The sequence below is a fragment of the Micromonospora sp. WMMD1219 genome, assembly GCF_049315215.1.
GTDB lineage: Bacteria > Actinomycetota > Actinomycetes > Mycobacteriales > Micromonosporaceae > Micromonospora > Micromonospora tulbaghiae.
Map to the genome: position 1 here is coordinate 5,766,011 of NZ_CP186057.1, position 21,135 is coordinate 5,787,145.

Annotated in this window: 18 protein-coding genes; 6 read left to right on the forward strand and 12 right to left on the reverse strand. The window is 73.0% G+C overall.

What is annotated here, in order from left to right:
• Position 1: 1 nt before the first annotated feature.
• The 5 genes from ACN27C_RS27000 to ACN27C_RS27020 all read right to left on the reverse strand — a co-directional run bounded on the left by ACN27C_RS27000 (position 2) and on the right by ACN27C_RS27020 (position 6,644).
• On the reverse strand, positions 2–940 hold the full coding sequence (locus ACN27C_RS27000; protein WP_121684061.1) for a dihydrodipicolinate synthase family protein: 939 nt from the start codon (positions 938–940) through the stop codon (positions 2–4).
• On the reverse strand, positions 937–2,004 hold the full coding sequence (locus ACN27C_RS27005; RefSeq protein ID WP_422748989.1) for an oligopeptide/dipeptide ABC transporter ATP-binding protein: 1,068 nt from the start codon (positions 2,002–2,004) through the stop codon (positions 937–939). The genes ACN27C_RS27000 and ACN27C_RS27005 overlap by 4 nt, the downstream gene beginning before the upstream one ends.
• Positions 2,001–3,959, reverse strand: coding sequence for a dipeptide/oligopeptide/nickel ABC transporter permease/ATP-binding protein (locus ACN27C_RS27010; protein WP_358193303.1), 1,959 nt, complete (start codon positions 3,957–3,959; stop codon positions 2,001–2,003). Before ACN27C_RS27010 ends, ACN27C_RS27005 begins: the two co-directional genes overlap by 4 nt.
• Positions 3,959–4,915: an ABC transporter permease gene (locus ACN27C_RS27015; RefSeq protein ID WP_120570310.1), complete on the reverse strand. Its 957-nt coding sequence runs from the start codon at positions 4,913–4,915 to the stop codon at positions 3,959–3,961. The genes ACN27C_RS27010 and ACN27C_RS27015 overlap by 1 nt, the downstream gene beginning before the upstream one ends.
• 103 nt (positions 4,916–5,018) lie before the next feature.
• Entirely contained in the window at positions 5,019–6,644 is a 1,626-nt protein-coding gene (locus ACN27C_RS27020) for an ABC transporter substrate-binding protein (RefSeq protein ID WP_121684063.1), read from the reverse strand.
• Positions 6,645–6,782: 138 nt separating this feature from the next.
• Here ACN27C_RS27020 and ACN27C_RS27025 point away from each other — a divergent pair, with 138 nt between their 5' ends.
• The 5 genes from ACN27C_RS27025 (at position 6,783) to ACN27C_RS27045 (ending at position 12,151) form a co-directional block, all read left to right on the forward strand.
• Positions 6,783–7,514, forward strand: a complete 732-nt coding sequence (locus tag ACN27C_RS27025; RefSeq protein ID WP_120570312.1) for a FadR/GntR family transcriptional regulator — start codon at positions 6,783–6,785, stop codon at positions 7,512–7,514.
• A 123-nt stretch (positions 7,515–7,637) separates the two neighbouring features.
• Positions 7,638–8,585, forward strand: a complete 948-nt coding sequence (locus ACN27C_RS27030; RefSeq protein ID WP_422748993.1) for a hypothetical protein — start codon at positions 7,638–7,640, stop codon at positions 8,583–8,585.
• Positions 8,586–8,646: 61 nt separating this feature from the next.
• The gene (locus tag ACN27C_RS27035) at positions 8,647–9,141 is read left to right on the forward strand and encodes a hypothetical protein (RefSeq protein WP_120570314.1); all 495 of its coding nucleotides are present in this window, start codon (positions 8,647–8,649) and stop codon (positions 9,139–9,141) included.
• A 116-nt stretch (positions 9,142–9,257) separates the two neighbouring features.
• Positions 9,258–10,256: a helix-turn-helix domain-containing protein gene (locus ACN27C_RS27040; RefSeq protein WP_422748995.1), complete on the forward strand. Its 999-nt coding sequence runs from the start codon at positions 9,258–9,260 to the stop codon at positions 10,254–10,256.
• A gap of 185 nt (positions 10,257–10,441) precedes the next feature.
• A complete protein-coding gene (locus ACN27C_RS27045) occupies positions 10,442–12,151 on the forward strand; it encodes an exo-alpha-sialidase (protein ID WP_422748997.1) in 1,710 nt (569 codons plus the stop codon).
• A 43-nt stretch (positions 12,152–12,194) separates the two neighbouring features.
• Here the strand turns inward: ACN27C_RS27045 and ACN27C_RS27050 are convergent, their stop codons facing one another.
• From ACN27C_RS27050 to ACN27C_RS27080, 7 genes are read right to left on the reverse strand one after another with little or no spacing between them, the layout of a single operon-like run.
• The gene (locus ACN27C_RS27050) at positions 12,195–13,787 is read right to left on the reverse strand and encodes an amidohydrolase (RefSeq protein WP_422748999.1); all 1,593 of its coding nucleotides are present in this window, start codon (positions 13,785–13,787) and stop codon (positions 12,195–12,197) included.
• 31 nt (positions 13,788–13,818) lie between these two features.
• Positions 13,819–14,217, reverse strand: coding sequence for a monovalent cation/H(+) antiporter subunit G (mnhG, locus tag ACN27C_RS27055; protein ID WP_121684067.1), 399 nt, complete (start codon positions 14,215–14,217; stop codon positions 13,819–13,821).
• Positions 14,214–14,477 (reverse strand): monovalent cation/H+ antiporter complex subunit F, encoded by a 264-nt coding sequence (locus tag ACN27C_RS27060; RefSeq protein WP_302906873.1) that lies wholly within the window; start codon positions 14,475–14,477, stop codon positions 14,214–14,216. Before ACN27C_RS27060 ends, mnhG begins: the two co-directional genes overlap by 4 nt.
• Entirely contained in the window at positions 14,474–15,076 is a 603-nt protein-coding gene (locus ACN27C_RS27065) for a Na+/H+ antiporter subunit E (protein WP_120570319.1), read from the reverse strand. The genes ACN27C_RS27060 and ACN27C_RS27065 overlap by 4 nt, the downstream gene beginning before the upstream one ends.
• Complete coding sequence (locus ACN27C_RS27070; protein WP_013477154.1) at positions 15,073–16,644, reverse strand: Na+/H+ antiporter subunit D; 1,572 nt, start codon at positions 16,642–16,644, stop codon at positions 15,073–15,075. Before ACN27C_RS27070 ends, ACN27C_RS27065 begins: the two co-directional genes overlap by 4 nt.
• Positions 16,641–17,108: a Na(+)/H(+) antiporter subunit C gene (locus ACN27C_RS27075; RefSeq protein ID WP_422749002.1), complete on the reverse strand. Its 468-nt coding sequence runs from the start codon at positions 17,106–17,108 to the stop codon at positions 16,641–16,643. Before ACN27C_RS27075 ends, ACN27C_RS27070 begins: the two co-directional genes overlap by 4 nt.
• Positions 17,105–19,939 (reverse strand): Na+/H+ antiporter subunit A, encoded by a 2,835-nt coding sequence (locus ACN27C_RS27080; RefSeq protein WP_422749004.1) that lies wholly within the window; start codon positions 19,937–19,939, stop codon positions 17,105–17,107. The genes ACN27C_RS27075 and ACN27C_RS27080 overlap by 4 nt, the downstream gene beginning before the upstream one ends.
• A gap of 181 nt (positions 19,940–20,120) precedes the next feature.
• Between ACN27C_RS27080 and ACN27C_RS27085 the strand changes: the two genes are divergently transcribed.
• Complete coding sequence (locus ACN27C_RS27085; protein ID WP_422749006.1) at positions 20,121–21,110, forward strand: hypothetical protein; 990 nt, start codon at positions 20,121–20,123, stop codon at positions 21,108–21,110.
• Positions 21,111–21,135: the final 25 nt, after the last annotated feature.

Sequence of the window (21,135 nt, forward strand, 5' to 3'; positions counted from 1 at the left end):
GTCAGAGCAGCCCGGCCAGTTCCAGCTGGGTACGCACGCGGCCCGTCTCGGCGGCGTCGAGCGGCCGCAGCGGCAGCGACACCGCGTTGCCGGCGATGACGCCCAGCAGCGCCAGGGCGGTCTTGAACGCGCCGACGCCCCGGGTGGCGCCCGCCGAGGTGGCCGGGTCGGCCGCGTCGACGATGCGGAACAGCCGGGTCAGGCGGTCCTGCTCCCGCCGGGCCGCCGCCCAGTCGCCGGCCACGCAGGCGCGGTGCAGCCGCACGTATCCGGCCGGGTCCACGTTGCCCAGTCCGGGCACCGAGCCGGAGCCACCGGCGAGCATCATCGCGTCGACCACCACCTCGTGGCCGGTGAGCAGGCTGAAGTCGCGCTCCGGCGCGCGCTCGGCGACAGCGAGCGCGAGCTGGCGGAACGCGACGTCGTCGCCGCTGGAGTCCTTGACGCCGGCCAGCACACCCTCGGCGGCGAGCCGGGTCAGCAGGTCGACGGAGAGCTTGCTGTGCACGCAGACCGGGATGTCGTACGCCAGCAGCGGAAGCTCGACCGCCGCGGCGACCGCCCGGAAGTGCCGCTCGATCTCGTGCGGGCCGACGATGGCGTAGAACGGCGCGGTCACGACCAGGCCGTCCGCGCCCAGCCGGGTGGACGCCTCGGCCCGCTCCACGACCCGGCGGGTGGTGGGCTCGATGCAGCCGGCGATGACCGGCACGGCGCCGCCGGCGGTCTTCACGATGGTCTCCAGGGCCAGGTCCCGCTGCCGGTCGGTGAGGAAGACCGTCTCGCCGGAGCTGCCGAGGGCGAAGATGCCGTCGACACCGGCGTCGAGCAGCCACTCGACCAGCCGTTCCAGGGAACGGACGTCGACCTCGCCCTCCTCGGTCAGGGGGGTCACGGCCGGCGGCACGACTCCGGCGAACCGCGGGGCTGGGGTGGTCACAGGTTCTCCTCGACAGACTCAGATGTGGTGCGGCCGGCCGCCGGGGTGGCGAGCGCGACCAGTTCGGTGTTCGCGGTTCCGGCGGGCACCGGGTGGTGGCAGCGGAACTCGTGGCCCTCGCCCTCGGCGGGGCGCGGCGCCGGCATGTCCACGGCGCAGCCGTCCGTGGCGGCCCAGCAGCGGGTCCGGAACGGGCAGCCGCTCGGCGGCCGGGTGGCCGACGGGACCGGTCCGACCAGCGGGATGGGCTCGATCGGTGACAGCAGGCCCGGCGTGGCCGAGAACAACGCCCGGGTGTACGGGTGCCGGCCGCCCTCGGGCAGCAGGTCGGCGGGCGTCTGCTCGACGATCCGGCCCAGGTACATGGTGACGACCCGGTCGCTGACCCGCTTGACGGTCTGGATGTCGTGCGAGACCAGCACCATGGCCAGCCCGAGCCGGTCCTTGAGGTCCAGCAGCAGGTTCAGGATCTGAGCCCGCACCGACACGTCGAGCGCGCTCGTCGGCTCGTCGGCGATGACCAGTCCCGGTTCCAGGGCCAGTGCGCGGGCGATGGACACCCGCTGGCGCTGGCCGCCGGAGAGCTGGCTGGGCAGCACGTCGGCGACCGAGCGGGGCAGGCCCACCAGGGCCATCAGCTCGGTCACCCGCTGCTCGCGCTGCTGCCGGGTGCCCCGGCGGTGCACGTCCAGCGGGTCGCGCAGGATGTCGCGTACCGGCATGCGGCGGTTCAGCGACGTGGCCGGATCCTGGAAGATCATGCCGACGCCCGCGCCGATGTGCTCGCGCCGCTCGGCGGTGCTCATCGACCACACGTCCTTGCCGGCGAAGGACACCGTGCCGCTGGTCGGCCGTTGCAGGCCGACGAGCACCTTTGCGAGCGTGGACTTGCCGCAGCCGGACTCGCCCACGATGCCGACCGTCTCGCCGGCCCGGATCACCAGGTCGGCGCCGGTGAGCGCGTAGACCTTGTCCCGGCTGAACATGCCGCCGCCGCGCGCGGCGTGCACCACGTGCACGTCGCTCAGCTCGGCGATCGGCCGGTGCTCGGCGGTGGCGCTCATCGGGCCGGCTCCTTCTCGCTGACGGTGACGGCGGGGTGGTGGCAGGCGTACCCGTGGCCGTCCGTGCCCTCCAGGGCGGGCGCGGTGTCCCGGCAGATCTCGGTCGCCATCGGACAGCGGTCGGAGAACCGGCAGCCCTTCGGGAAGTCGGCCGGTGACGGCACCACGCCGCGGATCTGGGTGAGCCGTTCCGCGCCGGTCTCCAGCGACAGGACGGAACCGAGCAGCCCGCGGGCGTAGTGGTGGGCGGGCGCCTCCATCACGTCGGCGGTCACGCCGGTCTCCACGATCTGCCCGCCGTACATCACCACGACCCGGTCGGAGACGTCGCTGACCAGGGCGAGGTCGTGGCTGACCAGGATGAGGGCGAAGCCGAGCCGCTCGCGCAGGTCCAGCAGCAGCCTCATCACCTGGGCCTGCACCGTGACGTCGAGCGCGGTGGTCGGCTCGTCGGCGATGATCAGCTTCGGGTCGCGGGACAGCGCCATGGCGATCACCACGCGCTGCCGCTGCCCGCCGGACAGCTCGTGCGGGTACGCGGCGAGCGTGCGCTGCGGGTCCAGCCCGACCAGCCGCATCAGCTCCTCGGCCGAGCGGGTGCCGCCGCGCCGGATCATCTGGGCGAGCTGGGCGCCGACGCGCAGCGCCGGGTTCAGCGCCGACAGGGCGTCCTGGTAGACCATGGCGATCTCGCGCCCCATCAGGGCCCGGCGGCCCTTGGCGTTCAGCGTCAGCAGGTTGGTGTCCTGGAAGCGGATCTCGCCGCGTACCCGGGCGCCCTTCGGCAGCAGGCCCATCACGGCCAGGACACTGAGCGACTTGCCGGAGCCGGACTCCCCGACCAGGCCGACGACCTCGCCTGGGCGGACGTCGAAGGAGAGCCCGTCGACGATGTCCACGCCGCGGTGGCGGCCCTCGAAGCCGATGGACAGGTTGCTGACCTGAAGGACGGGCCGGCCCTGCGGCAGCGGGCGGGCGCGTTCGCGCAGCCGCCGCGCCGCCTCGGCGAGGCCGGGCAGCTCGACCACCTCACCGGTGCCGGGCTGCGCCTGCTCCAGCGCGTCACCGCTGGTGGTGGACGTGGCGCGGCGCGCCGCCGGTGCGGCCCACGCGTCGGACATGCCCTCGGAGAGCACGTTGAGCGCCAGCACGGTGAGCAGGATCAGCAGGCCGGGGAAGAACGTGGCCCACCAGCCGCCGATCTGCACCATCTCCTTGCCGAACGCGATCACCGAGCCCCACGAGGAGGCCGCCTCCTGCGGGGCGAGGCCGCCGCCGATGAAGGACAGCGACGCCTCGAAGACGATCGCGTCGGCGACCATGACGGTGACGAAGACGAGGATCGGCGCGGCGCAGTTGCGCAGGACGTGCCGCCAGAGGATGTGCGGTCGCCGGGCGCCGATGATGCGCTCGGCGGCCACGTAGTCCTCGCCGTACTGGGACAGCACGTTGGCGCGGACGATGCGCGCGACCGACGGGGTGAACACGAAGCCGATCGCGATCACGAGGACCAGCAGGCTGTTCTTGCCGAACGAGATGATCAGCAGCGCGGAGAGCACGATCGTGGGGAAGGCCATGACCACGTCGAGGCAGCGCATGATGATCTCGTCGACGACGGTGCGGCTGCTTCCCGCGACGGCACCGAGGATCGCGCCGACCACCAGCGCGATGCCGGCCGCGCCGAAGCCGACGATCAGGGAGCGCCGGGTGCCGGCGACCAGCCGGGAGAACACGTCGCGGCCGAGCTTGTCCAGCCCGAACCAGAAGTCGCCGTTCGGGCCGGTCAGCGCCGGACCGAGCCCGGTCTGGGTGGGGTCGTGGCGCAGCAGCAGCGGGGCCAGCACGCCGACCACGACGATGAGCGCGACGAAGCCGAGCGCGAACCGGGCCGCGACACCCAGCCGGGCGAAGGCCATGCCGGGGCGGGACAGCCGCGTGGTGAGGGACCGGCGCATCAGTGGCCTCCGCGCAGTCGGGGGTTGGCGAAGAGGTAGAGGATGTCGACGACCAGGTTCACCAGCACGAAGCAGAGCGCGATGGTCAGGACGGTGCCCTGGGCCAGCGCGGTGTCGTTCTGCTGGACGGCGCTCATGATCTGGGTGCCCATGCCGGGCAGCGAGAAGATGGCCTCGATGACGACGGTGCCGCCGATGAGGTAGCCGATCCGCAGGCCGAGCGCGGTGAGCGGATTGACCAGCGCGTTGCGCAGCACGTTGCGGCCGACCACCACGCGCGGCGGCAGTCCGGCGCCGATCGCCGTGCGGACGTAGTCCTTGTCGAGTTCCTCGACCATCGACGTCCGGACGATGCGGGCCAGCGAGCAGCCGACCGGCACGGCCAGCGCCAGCGCGGGCATGGCCAGCGACTGCAACCACAGACCGACCGAGTCGGCGGGGTTGACGTAGCCGCCGGTCGGGAAGATCGGGCGGCGGACGGAGAACTCCTGGATGAACAGCAGGGCCAGCCAGAACGAGGGCGTGGCGATGCCGGCCATGGAGACGATCCGGATGACCTGGTCGGGCCAGCGGTCCCGGTACAGGGCGGCCGGGATGCCGAGGGCCAGGGCGATGACGAGCGCGCCGACGACGCCGAGCACGGTCAGCTGGATGGTCAGCGGCAGCGCCATGGCGATCTTCTCGGCGACCGGGACCGACGGCGGGAACGTCATCCCGAGGTCGCCGCGGACGAGGTCGCCGAGGAAGTGCAGGTAGCGCAACGGCAGCGGGTCGTTGAGGCCGTTGGCGGCGCGGAACGCCTCGACCTGCGCCGGCGTGGCCTGGTCACCGAGGACGGACAACGCCGGGTCGATCGGGGAGAACTGCATGATCACGAAGACGAAGAGCGTGATGCCCAGCACCAGGGGGATCAGCGTCAGGAATCGTCGTGCGACCAGGTTCAGGACGGTCAGCATGGATTCTCTTTCTCGTGGCGGGGCGCCGGGACGCCCCGCCCGGCCGCACGGGTCACGTGGGGCCGGGCGGGACGCCTGCGGGGCCGGAACCCCGAGCGCGGGCTCAGCCGGTCCGGCCGGTGCCCAGGAAGTACAGGCCGGTGGTGGAGGCGCCGGAGAAGCCGTCCACCTTGGCCGGGTCGTACGCGGTGACGACCTTGGTGTGCAGGATCGGGTACAGCGGCACCTGGTCCGCCGCCATGTCCAGGGCCTGCTTCCACAGCGCCTTGCGGGCCGTCTCGTCGGAGGTCTGCGCGGCCTTGTCCAGCAGGTCGCCCATGGCCTTGCGGTCGGCGTCGCTCCAGCGGTAGCGCTGGCCCGGCCAGGTCTCGCCGAAGTAGTACCAGCGCATCAGCAGGTCGGTGTCGACGCCGAAGACGCTCGGGTCACCGGTGGCCATGAGCACCCGGAAGGTGTCCTTGGGGACGATGTCGCCGTAGATCGCCGAGGACGGCACGGTGTTCAGCGTGGCGTTGACGCCGATCTTCTTCCACTGCTCGATGACCAGCGGGGCGACGTCCTTGACCACCGAGCTGTCGGTGGTGTCGAGCCGGAACGACAGGTTGGTGACGCCGGCCTCCTGGAGCAGGGCCTTGGCCTTGTCCGGGTTGTAGTCGTAGACGGTGGCGGCCTTCTGGTAGGCCTTGTTGCCCTCGTCGAGGTAGCTCGTCGCCGGGCTGCCGTAGCCGTTGAGCGCGGTCTTGATGACCGCCTCCTTGTCGATGGCGTAGTGCAGGGCCTGGCGCACCCGCTTGTCGCTGAACGGCGCGGCGGAGTTGTTGAACATGAGGAAGACCTGGTTGAAGGCCTGCTTCACGTCGATCGTGTACTTGTCCTTGAGCGAGTCCACGTTCAGGTACGGCACGGCCTCGATGGCCTGCACCCGGCCGCCCTGCAGGTCCGACACGCGGGCCGACGCCTCGGTGGTGGTGTTCCACGTCATCGTCTCGACCTTGGCGGCGCGCGGGCCGTTGTAGTTCGCGTTCTTGCTCAGCTTGACGCCGGACTCCTTGGACGCGCTGTCCACCTTGAACGGGCCGGAGCCGATCGGGGCGGTGTCGAACGCCTTGGCCGCGGCCGGGTCACCGGTCTTGGCCTTGGGCACGACCTTGATGACCGAGATCCGCTCGCTGAACAGGGCGAACGGGTACTTCAGCGTGAACTCGACGGTCGTCGCGTCCTTGGCGGTGACGCTGTCGAGGAACGACACGAAGCCCTGCATCAGCGGCGGCGCCTTCGGGTCCGCGGGCTTGAGCACGCGGGTGAAGGACCAGGCCACGTCCTCGGCGGTGACCGGGGTGCCGTCGGAGAACTTCGCTCCGTCACGCAGCGTCACGGTGTAGGTCCGGCCGTCGGCCCCGGGGGTCGGGTCGCTCTTGGCCAGGGCGTTGTAGGGTTCCCGCGTGATCGGGTCGAGGTCGACGAGGCCCTCGAAGACGTGCTGGTTGACCGCTGTCGCCACGGCCGAGGAGGCGTTGCTGGGATCGAAACCGCTGGAGAGCGTGAAGGCCAGCGTGGCCTCGATCGACGTGCCCCCCTTCCCGTCGCCCACGGCGTTGGTCGAGGCGGGACCGCCACTGCAGGCCGCCAGCGCGACCGCGAGGCCCCCCGCGAGGGAGGCGACGGCCAGGGAGCGGGCGCGGCCGCGCAGGACGCGCCGGCTCCCCGACGGCTTACCGGTGGTGCTCACGTAGCTGCCTCCATAGGCTCTTCATGCGCTCGCGTGACCGCTCGCGCTCGGGGATGTGAAGCATAAGGTGTATGACGTCTGACGTCTGATGCCGGTAGGGTGAGGGTGTCAGATTCGGGAACGAAGGGCAAGGGGCAGATGACGACCATTGACGCCAGTCCGCTACGCGGCGCCGAGCGGCCGAGCCCTCGCCGGCAGGAGGTCGCCACCAGGATCAAGGAGTACATCCTGCGCAACCGCCTGAAGCCGGGAAACCTCCTGCCCACCGAGACGGAACTGTGCGAGGCCGTCGGTGCCAGCCGCTCCAGCGTCCGCGAGGCCGTCAAGATCCTTTCCGCGCTCGACATCGTCGAGGTACGCCACGGCCACGGCACGTTCGTCGGCCGGATGTCCCTCAACGCCCTGGTGGAGAGCCTGACGTTCCGGGGTCTGCTCAGCGGCGAGGACGACCACCGCGTACTGGCCCAGGTCGTCGACGTCCGCCAGACTCTGGAGCAGGGCCTGGCCGCCACCGTCATCGACGCCCTCGACGAGCAGCACCGGTCGGAGCTGTCCGCGCTCGCCGACGAGATGCACAGCCGGGCCGCCCGGGGCGAGGACTTCCTCGACGTCGACCGCGCGTTCCACCTGAAGCTCATGGAACCCCTCGGCAACGACCTGCTGGTCCAGTTGACCGAGGCGTTCTGGCAGGTGCAGGCCATCGTCGCACCCACACTGCAGACCGAGCCGGAGGACCGGGTCATCACCGCCCAGCGGCACCAGGCGATCGTCGCCGCCCTCACCGCCGCCGACGCGACGGCGCTGCGCTCGGCCGTCGCCGAGCACTACGCGCCCATCCGGGCCAGCATCGCCCGCGCCGCGCAGTCCTGACCCGCCGTACGCCGGGACCTGTCGTTCGAGCCTGATCGAAGGTCTCTGTCCCGGGGCACGCCCCGTGCCGAAGCTGTCTTCTGACGGGCGCATCGGGCGCCCCGGACGGCCGAGGTGCATGTCATGGCGGTGGTGTCGCGCCGAGCGCGGTCAAGGTGGTACGCCGTCGCGGTCCCCGCCGCCCTCGCGGCGGCGGTGGCCGGGGCACTGGGCGCGCGCCCGGACGTCGCGCCGCCGTCCGAGACTCACCGCACGCCCGCGGCGAGTGCCGCCGCCGTGCCGGTCCCGCCCGCCGCCGCCCCGGCCGCCGAGGTGCGGTACGCCGCCACGCAGGTGCTGATCCGCGACTGCATGCAGCGTCGCGGGTTCCGCTACTGGCCGGTTCCCCGGCAGCCGGTGCCGGAGCTGCGCGAGTTCCCGTACGTCCTCGACGACGTCTCCTACGCCCGCCGGTACGGATACGGCGGCGCCCTGGAACGCCGCCTCCAGGAGGCGATGGCGGCCGACCCGAATGCCCGGTACGTCCGGGAACTGCCCCCGGAACGCGGCGCCGCCGCCGTACGCGCGGTCAACGGCGACCCCGGCGAGCCCGACGCCCTGCGCGCGACGCTGCCGGCCGGCGGCGTGCTGCGCCGCAGCAGCCACAGCTGCACGTCCGAGGCGGAGCGACAGCTCTACCGCGACCTGCCCGGCTGGTACCGCGCCACGAAGGTCACGGACAACCTGGCCGGCCTGCGCGTCGGCCGGGTGCTCGCCGACCCCCGCTACGCCGACGGCGTACGGGCGTGGCGGCGGTGCATGCGCGCCGACGGGCACGACGTGGCCGACCCGGCATCGGCCCGCGCGTCGGTGCCCGAGCCGGCAGCCGGCTCCGCCACGCCCGGCGAGATCAGGCTGGCGGTGGCCGAGGCGACCTGTGCGGCCCGGACCGGGCTCGGCCCGCTCGCCCGGCGGCTCGACGCCGAGCATCGGGGCGCCCTCGACAGGCGGTTCCGCACCGAGGTCACCGAACGGCTCCGCCTGGAGGCCGCCGCGCTGCCGCGGGCACGCGCCGTGCTGGCTGCCGGCTGACCCACCCCCACGACGTCCGTGGCGGCCCGCCACGGAAGGAACCCGACCGAAGGGAAACACCATGAGAGCACTACGGTCCGCGCTGGCCACAGTGGCCGCGGCGGCAGCCGCGCTGGCCTGCACCGCCACCGCCGCCCAGGCCGCGCCCCGGCCGACCCCGCACGCGGACGCGACGCAGCGCGCCGCCGCGGGCAGCGGCTACCTGTACGTCAGCCAGGACGCCTACTGGGCGGGCCGGTGGTGCTGGTGGTACAACGCCGACAACAACTGGGACACGATCAACACGGCGGAGAACGCCAACTGCGACAACAACAACCGGGCCAGCATGCGCAACCTGGCGTCCTCGGCCTGGAACGACTCGAACGGCGGCCGGCCGGTCGCCCTCTACATCCACCCCGACTACACCGGTGCGTACGCCTGTCTCGGCGCCGGCGACGCGTGGGACAACCTCACCGGGGCCTGGTTCACCTGGGGCTCCAACCGGGACGGCTACATGGCGAACGCCAACGACAACATCGCCTCCCACCGGTGGCGCACGAGCTGCAGCGCGGGCTGAGACACCGCGGGGCGGCAGCCGTCCGGCTGCCGCCCCGCCTTACCTTCTTACAGTGATATACGTCAATGTCGTGGACGAGACTGAGCACGGCGGCGCGCGTCGGAACACTGTGCGTCATGGGGACGCTACGCATCCACTTCACGGCCGGGGACCTCAGCAGCACCCGGCTTGCGGCCCGGCCCGATCCACTGTGGGAGATCATCTGTAGCCTGCACCGCCTCCAGACCCGGGCCGGTTACGCGGGCTACGCCCGATGGCACCGGCAGATCCGTCCGGACCTGGAGCGCGCCGGTCTCGTCCCGGTCGTCCGCGAGCGGCTCCTGCCCGTCGCGCCGCTCAAGCGCTACTTCCCGGACTTCCTCACACCCGGCGCGGTCGCCGACCTCGACGAGGGGATCGACCGGGTGCTCGGCACCCCGACCCGGCGGATCCGCACCGAACTCGGGCGGATGGTGACGCCCGTCGACGGCGCGTGGATGAGCGATCTGGCGGCCGGCCGGCTCGCCGCCCGGCACGGCCTCGGCGACGCGCTGCGCGCCTACTTCCGGGTCGCACTCGCTCCCTACTGGACGCAGATCACCTCCGCCGTCTCCGGCGACCGGGCGCTGCGCGGAGCCTGGGTCCTCGACAGCGGCGCCGGGCAGATCCTCGACGACCTGAGCCCGGAGACCTCGTGGGATCCGCCGGTGCTGTCCGTGCACGGCTACCCGGAGGACCGGGACATGCATCTCGACGGCCGGGGCATCACGCTGGTCCCGTCGTACTTCTGCTGGCACGCGCCGATCACGCTGGCCGATCCCGACCTGCCGCCGACGCTCGTCTACCCGGCGCGCCGGCAGCGACCGGAACCGACGCCGCCGGCCGGCCCGCAACGCCGGCTCGGCCCGCCGCTCGGCCACACCCGGGTCGCGGTCCTGCGCGCCGCCGCGAGCGGCGCCACCACCGGCGAGCTGGCCCGGCGTGCCCGCATCTCGCCGGCCACCACCAGCCATCACACCACCATCCTGCGCGAGGCCGGACTGATCACCAGCCAGCGGCACGGCAACCTGGTGCTGCACCGGCTCACCGCGATGGGCGAGGCACTGCTCGGCGAGACGGCCGGGCCGGACCGCTGACGACTCCCCGGGCCGGACGGGGACGTCGACCGGAACCGATCCTTGACGGGCCGGGGTGAATCCGCCTAGCGTGCAGACATCGGACATCTGACGTCTTATAGCTGGTCCGATTTCCCCCTCCCCCGTCCGGAAGGAACCACGTGTCCCCTCGCCGCGCCATACCGCGCCGCGCAACCGTCCTCGCGGTGGCCGCCCTCACCCTCCTCTCCGTACTGCACGCGACCGCGGCCCAGGCCGCCGCCCCCGCCGGCGTGACCGCCACCGTCGGTGCCGACTGCAGCGCCGGCCGGCTGCTGCTCGACCTCGACAACCGCAGCACCACGGCGCAGACCTACACCGTCACCTGGCCGGGCCGCTCCGGCTCGCCGTGGACCCGCACGGTCGCCGCCGGTGGCAACGCCGAGCTGTACTGGACGCTGTCCCCCGGCACGCCGTACACGCTGCGCACCACGACCCCGACCGGCCTGGACGAGACCACCAGCGGCATCTTCCACTGCGGCACCGGAATGTCCGCGCTGGCCGGCTTCGACTGCACGAACGGCCGCCTCCAGCTCGCCCTGGAGAACCGCACCACGACGGCCCGGGACTTCACAGTCACCTGGCCCGGACGCACCGGCTCGCCGTGGACCCGCACCATCGCCGCCGGTGGCAACTTCCTGCACTACTGGACCGTCGGCGCCGGCACCCCGTACACGCTGCGGGTCACCGCGCCGGGCTTCGACACCACGCTGCGCGGCACCACCTCCTGCGACCTGGCCGCCGGCAACCCGCAGCTCGCCACCACCACGCTGCTGACCACGCAGACCGTGATCCGCGGCCTCAACGGCGCGAACGGCCGCTACGACGGCACCGTCGCCTCGGTCCGCATCCCCGGCCTGGCCGTCACCAACAACGGCACCGTCATCGCCGTGGCCGACGCCCGGGTCAACGGCTCGTACGACCTCGGCGGCGGCACCAACAACATCCAGATCGTGATGATCCGCAGCACCGACGGCGGGCGCACCTTCGAGCAGCCCCGCGTCATCCACGCCCCGCCCACCACCAGCGAGGGCGTCGGCGACCCCAGCCTGCTCGTCGACCGCGCCACCGGTGTCGTCTACTGCTTCTTCACCTACTCCCCCCGGCCCGGCATCAGCTTCTGGTCCGGCGGCTCCGGCCTGAACACCGCCGACGACCCGAACAGCATGCACCTGCGCTACATCACCAGCCGCGACAACGGCGCCACCTGGAGCGCTCCGGTGGAGCTGAACCCGGCGGTCAAGGACCCGGCCTGGCAGCAGGCGTTCTTCTCCTCCGGCCACGGCATCCAGACCAGCACCGGCCGCCTGATCCAGCCGATCGCCTACCGGGACGCCTCGGGCACCAGCCACGCCGCGAACATCTACAGCGACGACCACGGCGCGACCTGGCGGCGCGGCGGATCCGCCGGTGGCAACATCAACGAGAGCAAGGCCATCGAGCGCGGCACCGGCGCGGTGGTGCAGAACATGCGGCACAACTCGACCCGCAGCCGGTTCTACGCCACCTCCACCGACGGTGCCGCCACGTTCGGCCCGGCGACGGCGAGCGCCGTGCTGACCGACCCGCTCTGCAACGCCGACGAGATGTCCTACCTGCGGCCCGCCGAGGTCGGCGCGAACCGGGCGCCGGTACGCACCCGCACGGCGCTGTTCAGCAACAACGCGCACCCGAGCGCGCGCAACGACCTCACGGTCCGCCTGTCCACCGACGACGGCGCGACCTGGCCGGCCCGGGCGCTGGTCAAGCCCGGCGGCGCCGGGTACTCGACGATGGCGGTGCTGGCCGACGGCACGGTCGGCAACCTGTACGAGGTGGGCGGCACCGGCGGCATCTACTTCGCCCGGTTCAGCCTCGACTGGGTCAAGGGCGCCTGAGAGCCGTGTCCCGCCCGGACAGCGGCGTCCGGGCGGGACACGGTCAGCGCTGCCAGCGGACCACGCCGCCGACCACTGTCAGCGCCACGGTCACCTCGCGCAGCTCCGCCGCGTCGACCCGGTAGGGGTCGGTGGGCAGCACGATGAAGTCGGCGAGCATGCCGGAGCGCAACCGGCCCTTCAGGTGCTCCTCGTACGAGGCGTACGCGCCCGCCTCGGTGAAGCAGCGCAACGCCGTGTCCAGGTCGAGCCGCTCGTGCGAGTCGACGCCGCCGGGCGGGGTGCCGTCGGGCTGCTGGCGGGTCACCGCGGCGTGGATGCCGAAGAACGGATCGGGGTCCTCCACCGGGGCGTCCGACCCGAACGCCACTGTCGCCCCGGCGTCGAGCAGGCTGCGCCACGCGTACGAGGCCAGGCCCCGGCCGGCCAGCATCCGGGTGGTCAGCGGGATGTCGCTGGTGCAGTGGGTGGGCTGCATCGAGGCGATCACGCCGGAGCGGGCGAGCAGCGGCACGTCGTCCGGCAGCAGGTGCTGGGTGTGCTCGATCCGGTGCCGCAGCCGCGCCACCGCGCCGGGATCGGCCGACTCGCGCCAGCGCGCGTACGCCCGCAGCACCATCCGGTTCGCCGCGTCGCCGATGGCGTGCGCGGCCACCGCGATCCCCGCCCCGGCGGCGGTCGCCACCAGCCGCTCGAACTCCTCGGCCGGGGTGACGGCGATGCCGTGGTTGCCGGGCTCCCCGTCGTACGGCTCGGTCATCAGGCAGGTGTGTGAGCCGAGCGCGCCGTCGGTGAAGATCTTCACCGGGCCGGTGCTCAGCCAGCGGTCGCCGTCCCCGGTGGCCCAGCCGGCGTCGATCGCCTCGTCCAGGGCCGTCGCGGGGATCGTCTTGTGCACCCGCAGCGGCAGCTCGCCGCGCGCGTACAGCGTCTCGTAGGCGGCGCGGGCGTCCTGCCCGTCGAGGTCGTGGATGCCGGTCAGCCCGGCGGCGAGCAGCCGCGGCAGGTGGGTGCGCAACTGCGCGACCAGGTCGCCGGCGTGCGGGGAACGCACCACCGCGTACGCCGCGTCCGCCGCCGCCTCGCGCAGGATGCCGGTCGGTTCGCCGTGCTCGTCCCGCGCGATCTGCCCGCCGGCCGGGTCGGGAGTGGTGGCGTCGATGCCGAGGCGGGCCAGGGCGGCGGTGTTCACCCAGATGGTGTGGCCGTCGATGCTGGGCAGCGCCGCCGGCCGGTCCGGGCAGACCCGGTCCAGGTCGGTGCGGGTCGGCTGCACCGGCCGGGTCCACTTGTTGCTGTCCCACCCGCCGCCGAGCAGCCAGGCGTCCGGCGGCAGCGTGGCGGCGTGCCGCGCGATCCGGGTGAGCGCCTCGTCGAGGCTCGCCGTGCCGCGCAGGTCCACCTGGTCCAGCCCGCGCACGTAGGACGCCGCGTGGATGTGACTGTCGATCAGCCCGGGCAGCACGGCCGCTCCGCCGAGGTCGACCCGGCGCGCGCCGCCGCCGGCCCGGTCCCGGCACTCGGCGAGGTCACCGACGGCGACGATCCGCTCGCCGCGGACCAGCATCGCCTCGGCGTACGGGCGGTCCGGGTCGAGCGTGTGGATGCGGGCGTTCTCGTAGACCGTGCCGCTCATGGGCTCCCTGCCTCGGCGCTCGTACGGAGTCTCAGGACGTGTGGACCGGCGACGTCTCCTCCGGCTCACCGGCCCGGTCCGCGCGGATCCGGTCGATGTGGTCGGCCAGCTCGTCGGTGATCAGCAGATCGCGCCGGATGTCGTCGTGCGGGTACGCCGTCCGCCCGACCATGTGCGCCGCGACCGGTGCGGTGGCGAGCTGGAACAGGCCCACCAGGACCAGCGTGGTGATGTCCACGCCGGTACGCAGCCGCAGCGCGCAGCCGAGCAGCACCAGCAGCAGCCCGAGCACCTGCGGCTTGGCCGCCGCGTGCATCCGCGACAGCACGTCCGGGAAGCGGACCAGCGCGATGCCCGCGGCGAGGCAGAGCAGGGCGCCGGCGATCAGGCAGATGCCGGCGACGGTGTCCAGGATCGCGTCGATCATCACTTCGAGCTTCTCCGGGACGCGAACCGGGCGACGCTCACCGAGCCGACGAACCCGACCAGGGCGAGGACCACCAGGACCGGAAGCGCCGTGGCGTCCCGGCTGTAGGCCGCCTCGGTGGCGATGGCCGCGACCGCGACGGCGAGCAGCACGTCGGTGGCGACGGCCCGGTCGAGGATCGACGGCCCGCGGATGATGCGGACGAGGGTGAGCCCACCGGCCGCGACGAGCAGCGCGGTGACGATCACGGCGACGACGGTCACGTCGGTGCTCCTTCCAGGTCGACCGACCCGGACGGGCCGGTGGGTACGGATCGACGGATCAGGCTCAGCTCCTCGGCCGAGCCGACGGCGGCGACGATGCGCTCCTCCAGCTCCAGCACGCCCTGCCGGAAGCGCTCCACCTCGTCGAGGCTGCGGATGCCGATGACGTGCACGTAGAGCGTGCCGGTGCTCCGGTCGGCCTCCAGGATCAGGCTGCCCGGCACCAGCGACAGGGCCTCGGCGTTGAGGGTGAGGTTGAGGTCGGTGTTCACCCGCAGCGGCACCGCGATGATCGCCGAGTGCGGGTGCTCGGACCGGACGGCCAGCCAGGCCACCTGCGCGGACGCCACCACAAGGTCGTACAGGAAGCGGACCACGAACCGCAGCAGCGGCACCGGCCGGATCCGGCCGGCGAACGTGACGGGGGGCAGCGGGAAGACCACCAGCAGCACGGCCGCGACCACGAGTCCGCTGAGCACGTTGGCCCAGCTGAAGGTGCCCCACAGCAGCACCCAGACGGTGACCAGGCCGGTCACCGCGATGGCCCGGTTGCGCCAGCGGTCACGGCGGGTCAGTGGCGCTTTCGGCTGACTGGTCACGGCGGTCCCTCCGGGAACACGGCCTCCACGTACGGGGCACGGCGCAACAGGTCGTCGGCGGCGTCGGTGCTGATGTCGAACAGCGGTCCGGCCACCACCGTCAGCGCCAGACCGAGCACCACGAGGGCGGCAGTGGACACCGTCATCAGCCGGGGCAGCACCGCCCCGGCCGGCGCCGGGCCGTCGTGCGGCTGCTCGGCGCCGTCGGTGCGGGCCGCCTGGTCGGCGTCGCCGGGCTCCGGCATGTCCGCGTGCGGGGCCCGCCAGAAGGCGAGGTTCCACACTCGGGCGATGGCGTAGAGCGTGAGCAGGCTGGTGAGCAGTCCCCCGGCGACGAGCGACCAGGCCAGGAACCCGCCGTCGTCGACGCCGGCCTGGACCAGGCCGAGCTTGCCGAGGAACCCGGAGAACGGTGGTATGCCGGCCAGGTTCAGCGCGGGCACGAAGAACAGCACGGCGAGCAGGGGCGACAGCCGGGCCAGGCCGCCGAGGCGGTCCAGCGCGGTGCTGCCGCCGCGTCGTTCGACCAGGCCGGCGGCGAGGAACAGCGTGGTCTGGATGGTGATGTGGTGCACCACGTAGAAGATCGCCGCGGACAGGCCGAGCGGGGTGGTCAACCCGACCCCGAACAGCATGTACCCGATGTGGCTGACGAGCGTGAACGACAGCAGCCGTTTGATGTCCGACTGGGCCACCGCGCCGAGGATGCCCACCACCATGGTCAGCGCCGCTATCACCATGAGCAGGTCGGCGGTGCGGCCGCCGGGGAACAGCAGCGTCTCGGTACGGATGATCGCGTACACGCCGACCTTGGTGAGCAGGCCGGCGAAGACCGCCGTCACCGGGGCGGGCGCGGTCGGGTAGCTGTCCGGAAGCCACGCCGACAGCGGGAACACCGCCGCCTTGATCCCGAACGCGAGCAGCAGCATGCCCTGCAGCACCAGGCGGATGTCGTCGGGCAGCGCGTCCAGGCGGTCGGCGAGCTGCGCCAGGTTCAGCGTGCCAGTGGCGGAGTAGACCAGGCCGATCGCCACCAGGAAGATCAGCGACGAGAGCAGGCTGACCACGACGTACGTGGTGCCGGCCCGGATCCGCGTCTCGGTGCTGCCGAGCGTCAGCAGCACGTAGCTCGCCACCAGCAGGATCTCGAAGCCGACGTAGAGGTTGAACAGGTCGCCGGAGAGGAAGGCGTTGCAGACGCCCGCGGTCAGCACCAGGTAGGTCGGGTGGTAGACCGACAGCGGCGTCTCCTCGTTGCCGTCGGCCATGCCCTGCCCGATGGAGTAGACGAGCACGCACAGGGTGACCGAGGCGGACACCACGAGCATCAGCGCGGCGAGCTGGTCGGCGACGAGCACGATGCCCATCGGGGCCACCCAGCCGCCCACCTCCACCACGAGCGGGCCGTCCAGCGAGGAGCGGACCAGGAGCATCGCGGCCACCGCGACGGTGGCGGTGAGCACGATGATGCTGACCCACCGCTGGGCGCGGGCCCGGCGGGCGAGCAGCAGGGTGAGGGCGGCGCCGAGCAGCGGCATCACCACCGGCAGCGGTACGAGCCAGGTCATCGGACGGCCTCCGCCTCACCGGCGGCGAGCACCCGCGCCTCGGGGCTGCCGTCGGCGGTGTCGACGCCGTCGGTGTCCGAGGTGCCCGGGCCCTCGTCCCGGTCGGCCAGCTCCATGATCCGGCGGTCCTCGACGTCGTCCTGCACCTCGTCGTGCCCGTTGAGGTGCCAGCTCCGGTAGGCCAGCGCGAGCAGGAACGCGGTCATGCCGAGCGTGATCACGATCGCGGTCAGCACCATCGCCTGCGGCAACGGGTCGGACATGTCCTCCTGGGCGGTGGTGCCGACGATCGGCGGGCCACCGGCCCGGCCGCCGGTGAGCAGCAGCAGGTTCGCGCCGTTGCCGAGCAGGATGACCCCCATCAGGACACGGGTGAGGCTGCGTTCCAGCAGCAGGGTGACGCCGGTGGCGAACAGGACGCCGATCACCACGACGTAGACCAGGTTGGGGACGTTCGGGCTCACACCAGCTCCTCTTCCCGTACGCCGGCCGGTCCGGTCTCCTGTTCGTCGACCTCCTCCTGGCGGTCCATCTCGGCGCCCAGGCTGCGCAGGATGTCCAGTACGAGGCCGACCACGATGAGATAGACGCCGACGTCGAAGAAGACCGACGTCACGAAGTGCACGTGGCCCAGCAACGGCAGGTGGAAGTCGAGCGTCGCGCTCTGGAGGAACTCGCCGCCCAGCAGCATCGCGGCCACGCCGGTGCCGACCGCGACGAACAGCCCCGCGCCGAGCACCAGGCCCGCGTCCACGGGCGCGGCGCCGTTGAGTTCGGTACGCCCGCCCGCCAGGTACCGCACGGCGAGCCCCAGCCCGGCGACCAGACCGGCGGCGAACCCGCCACCGGGGGCGTTGTGGCCGGAGAAGAGCAGGTAGATCGAGAACAGCAGGATGGCGTGGAACAGCAGCCGGGTGACCACCTGGAGGATGACCGACTGCTGCCGGGAGGTCGCGCCGCCGGTCAGCCAGCGCGGGCGCGACGACTGCTGCCGGCCGGCGCCGGGGATGCCGCTGCGCAGGTCCAGCGCGCGGGAGCGGCGGAAGATCAGGCTGGCCACGCCGGTGGCGGCCACCACCAGCACGGCGATCTCGCCCATCGTGTCCCAGGCCCGGATGTCGACGAGCGTCACGTTCACCACGTTCTTGCCGCCGCCGTAGGAGACCGCCTCGTCCGGGAAGCCGACCGAGATCGGCGTCGCGGTCCGGCTGCCCGCCGCCACGTACGCCATGCCGGCGGTGACCACGCCGACGGCGACGCCGAGCGCGACGCGGAACCGCCGGGTGGCGCGGATCGGGCGGGCCGAGAACCGGCGCGGCAGCCGGCGCAGCACCAGCACGAACATCACGATCGTGACGGTCTCCACCAGGAACTGGGTGAGCGCGAGGTCGGGCGCGCCGTGCAGGATGAACATCAGCGCCGTGCCGTAGCCGGTCACGCCGACCAGGATCATCGCGGTCAGGCGGCGGCGGGCGCGCGCGGCCACCAGCGCCGCGACGACGATGACCGCGCCGGCGACGGCCTGCAACGGGGTGTCCCAGAGCTGGAACCGCCGGGCCCACGGCGCGCCGGCGAGCACCGCGCCGCCGGGCAGCACGACCAGGACCAGCAGGATGACGCCCAGGTAGAACGGCAGCGAGCCGCGCTGGGTGGCGCCGGTCAGTTCCACCGCCGCGCGGTCGACCGCGCCGGCCAGCCGGTCGTAGCCGCTGGCGCCGTCGAAGGGCAGCCGCGGCAGGTACGGCCGGCGCCGGTGCAGCAGCAGGAACAGTCCGAGGCCACCCGCCACCGCGAGCGCCGACAGGCCCAGCGCCGGGGTCAGCCCGTGCCAGAGGGCCAGGTGGTAGCCGGGGTCGGCGGTCGGGAACTGGTCGGCGTACGGGGCCAGCACCCGGTCCACCGCCGGGGCGAGGACGCCGACCGCGAGACCGGCGAGGGCGAGCACCGCCGCCGGGCCGATGAACGCCGGCTCGATCCGGTGCGGCCGGGTCTCCTTCACGCCGGGCTTGGCGGCGAACGCGCCCCAGAGGAAGCGCGCGGTGTACGCGACGGTCAGCGCCGAGCCGGTCACCACTCCGGCGAGCACCAGCAGTTCGGTCGTGCCGCCGTGCAGGAACGCCTCGAGCGCGGCCTCCTTGGCCACGAAGCCGATCAGCGGCGGCAGGCCCGCCATGGAGGCGGCGGCGAGTCCGGCGACCGCCGCCAGCACCGGCGCGCGGCGGCCCAGGCCGCTGAGTTCGCGCAGGTCGCGGGTGCCGGTGACGTGGTCGACGACGCCGACGACGAGGAACAGGGTGGCTTTGAACAGGGCGTGCGCCAGCAGCATCGCGGCGCCGGCCAGCGCGGTGTCGCGGGTGCCCGCGCCGAGGATCACCATGAGCAGGCCGAGCTGACTCACCGTGCCGTACGCCAGCAGCAGCTTCAGGTCGACCTGCCGCAGCGCCGTCCAGCCGCCGAGGAACAGGGTGATCAGGCCGCCGGCCAGCAGGATGCCGCGCCACACGGTGGCCTGGCCCACCGCGGGGCCCATCAGCGCGGCCAGGAAGACGCCCGCTTTCACCATGGCCGCGGCGTGCAGGTAGGCGCTGACCGGCGTGGGCGCGGCCATCGCGCGCGGCAGCCAGAAGCTGAACGGGAAGATCGCGGACTTGCTGGTCACGCCGAGCAGGACGAGCACCAGCGCGACGGTGAGGTAGCCGCCCTCGGGCAGGTTCCCGGCGATCTCCGACCACCGGTACGAGCCGGCGTGCTGGCCGAGCATCACGAAACCGGCGAGCATCGCCAGGCCGCCCAGCGTGGTCACCAGCAGGGCCTGCATCGCCGCGCGGCGGCTGGCCCGCTTGGTCGGGTCGCTGCCGATCAGCAGGTAGGAGAAGACGGTGGTGAGTTCCCAGAACACGTACAGCAGCAGCAGGTCGTCGGAGACGACCAGGCCGAGCATCGCGCCGGCGAACGCCACGAACACCGCGGCGAACCGGCCGAGGCCGGGATCGTCGGACCGGAAGTAGCGCGCGCTGTAGGCCAGCACGAGGGCGCCGACCCCACCGACGAGCAGCACCAGCAGCCAGGACAGCGTGCCCATGCGCAGCGCGAGTTCCAGACCCAGCTGCGGCACCCAGGTGACGGTCTCGACGACGGGCCGGCCCGCGCGGACCGGTTCGGTACGGGTCACCGCCCAGATCAGCGCCGCCGCCGGGACGGCCGCCAGCAGATAGAGAGCCCGCCTGCCGAGGAGGCGTACCAGCACGGGGGCGGTCAAGGCTGCGAACGCATGGACCGCCACCAGAACCAGCACACACACTCCTCAAGATCGACCTGCGGTACGTCAACCCTAACCGGCGATGCGGCGAGGCGGTATGTCGAGAGAATCACGCGAACGTGTCGTGTCGGCTCCGCTCTGTTTCGGGTAAGGAGTGAGATTTGCTCTGCCCGGTACAGCGGTCGCGTCCGGCGGGCGCCCCGATAGGGTGGTCGGCGTGCTGCCGATGCGAGCCGCCCTGGCGGGCACCACCGGAAACGCGATGCTGATGGGCCTCGCCGAGGTCAGCACGCCGGTCGGCTGGGTGCTGCTGCCCGGCCTGCTCGGCGTCTCGGCCCGGCCCCGGACGGCGGCGCTGGTGTCGGCCTGGGCGGGCGTGCTGGTCGCGCTGTCGGTCGTCGTACCGGTGATCCCCGGCCACCGCACTGATCCACAGGCGCTGCTCGCCTCGGCGGCCAGCCTGGCCGCCGTGCCGTTCCTGGCCTGGGCCCGCCGCCGGACGCGGACCGCCACCGTGACGCGCGCCGCCGCGCCGCCGGACGTCGCGGTGTTCACCGTGCCGGCCGGTCCCGGGAGCGCCGCGCTGGCGATCTGCGGCACCGCCGGGGAGATCGGCGCCGCCGTCCCGGTCCCCGGCGGCGGGCTGCGCGTCCTGCTCGGCACCGTCACCGGCGCCACGCTGGACACGCCCGCCGGGCGCCGGGCGATCGAGCAGGCGTTCCACCGGGCCGCCGCCGGACCGCGGCGCACACTGCCGCACCTGGTCGACGCGCTGGAGAAGGTGGTCCGCGATCTCGCCCCGGCGGGCCACCTGCGCGCCACCATCGTCGACGTGGACCGAGCCGGCTCGGTACGGGCGGTGCGGTGCGGCTCGCCGGATCTCGTCGTCGCCGCCGGCCACCGCGCCGAACCCGCCGCAGTGCCCGAGGGACCGGCGATCGGGTCGACGGAGCCGGGCGAACGCGCCGCGCCCGGCCCGGTCACCGGCCGCCGGATCGCCGTCGTCGGCACCGGCTTCACCGACGCGCACGGGGAGCGCTGGCTGCGCGTACTCGATCAGGTGGCCGCCGGCGACGACCCGGCACGGACGGCGCAGCTGCTGACCCGCGGCGCCCGGGGCGGGCGGCGCACCGGCCCGGCGCTGGTGATCGACGGCGGAACCACTGTCGCGGGGATGACCGGCGGCGCACGCGGGCCCGCCGCCTAGGCTGGTGCGGTGGGCCGGCGTCCGG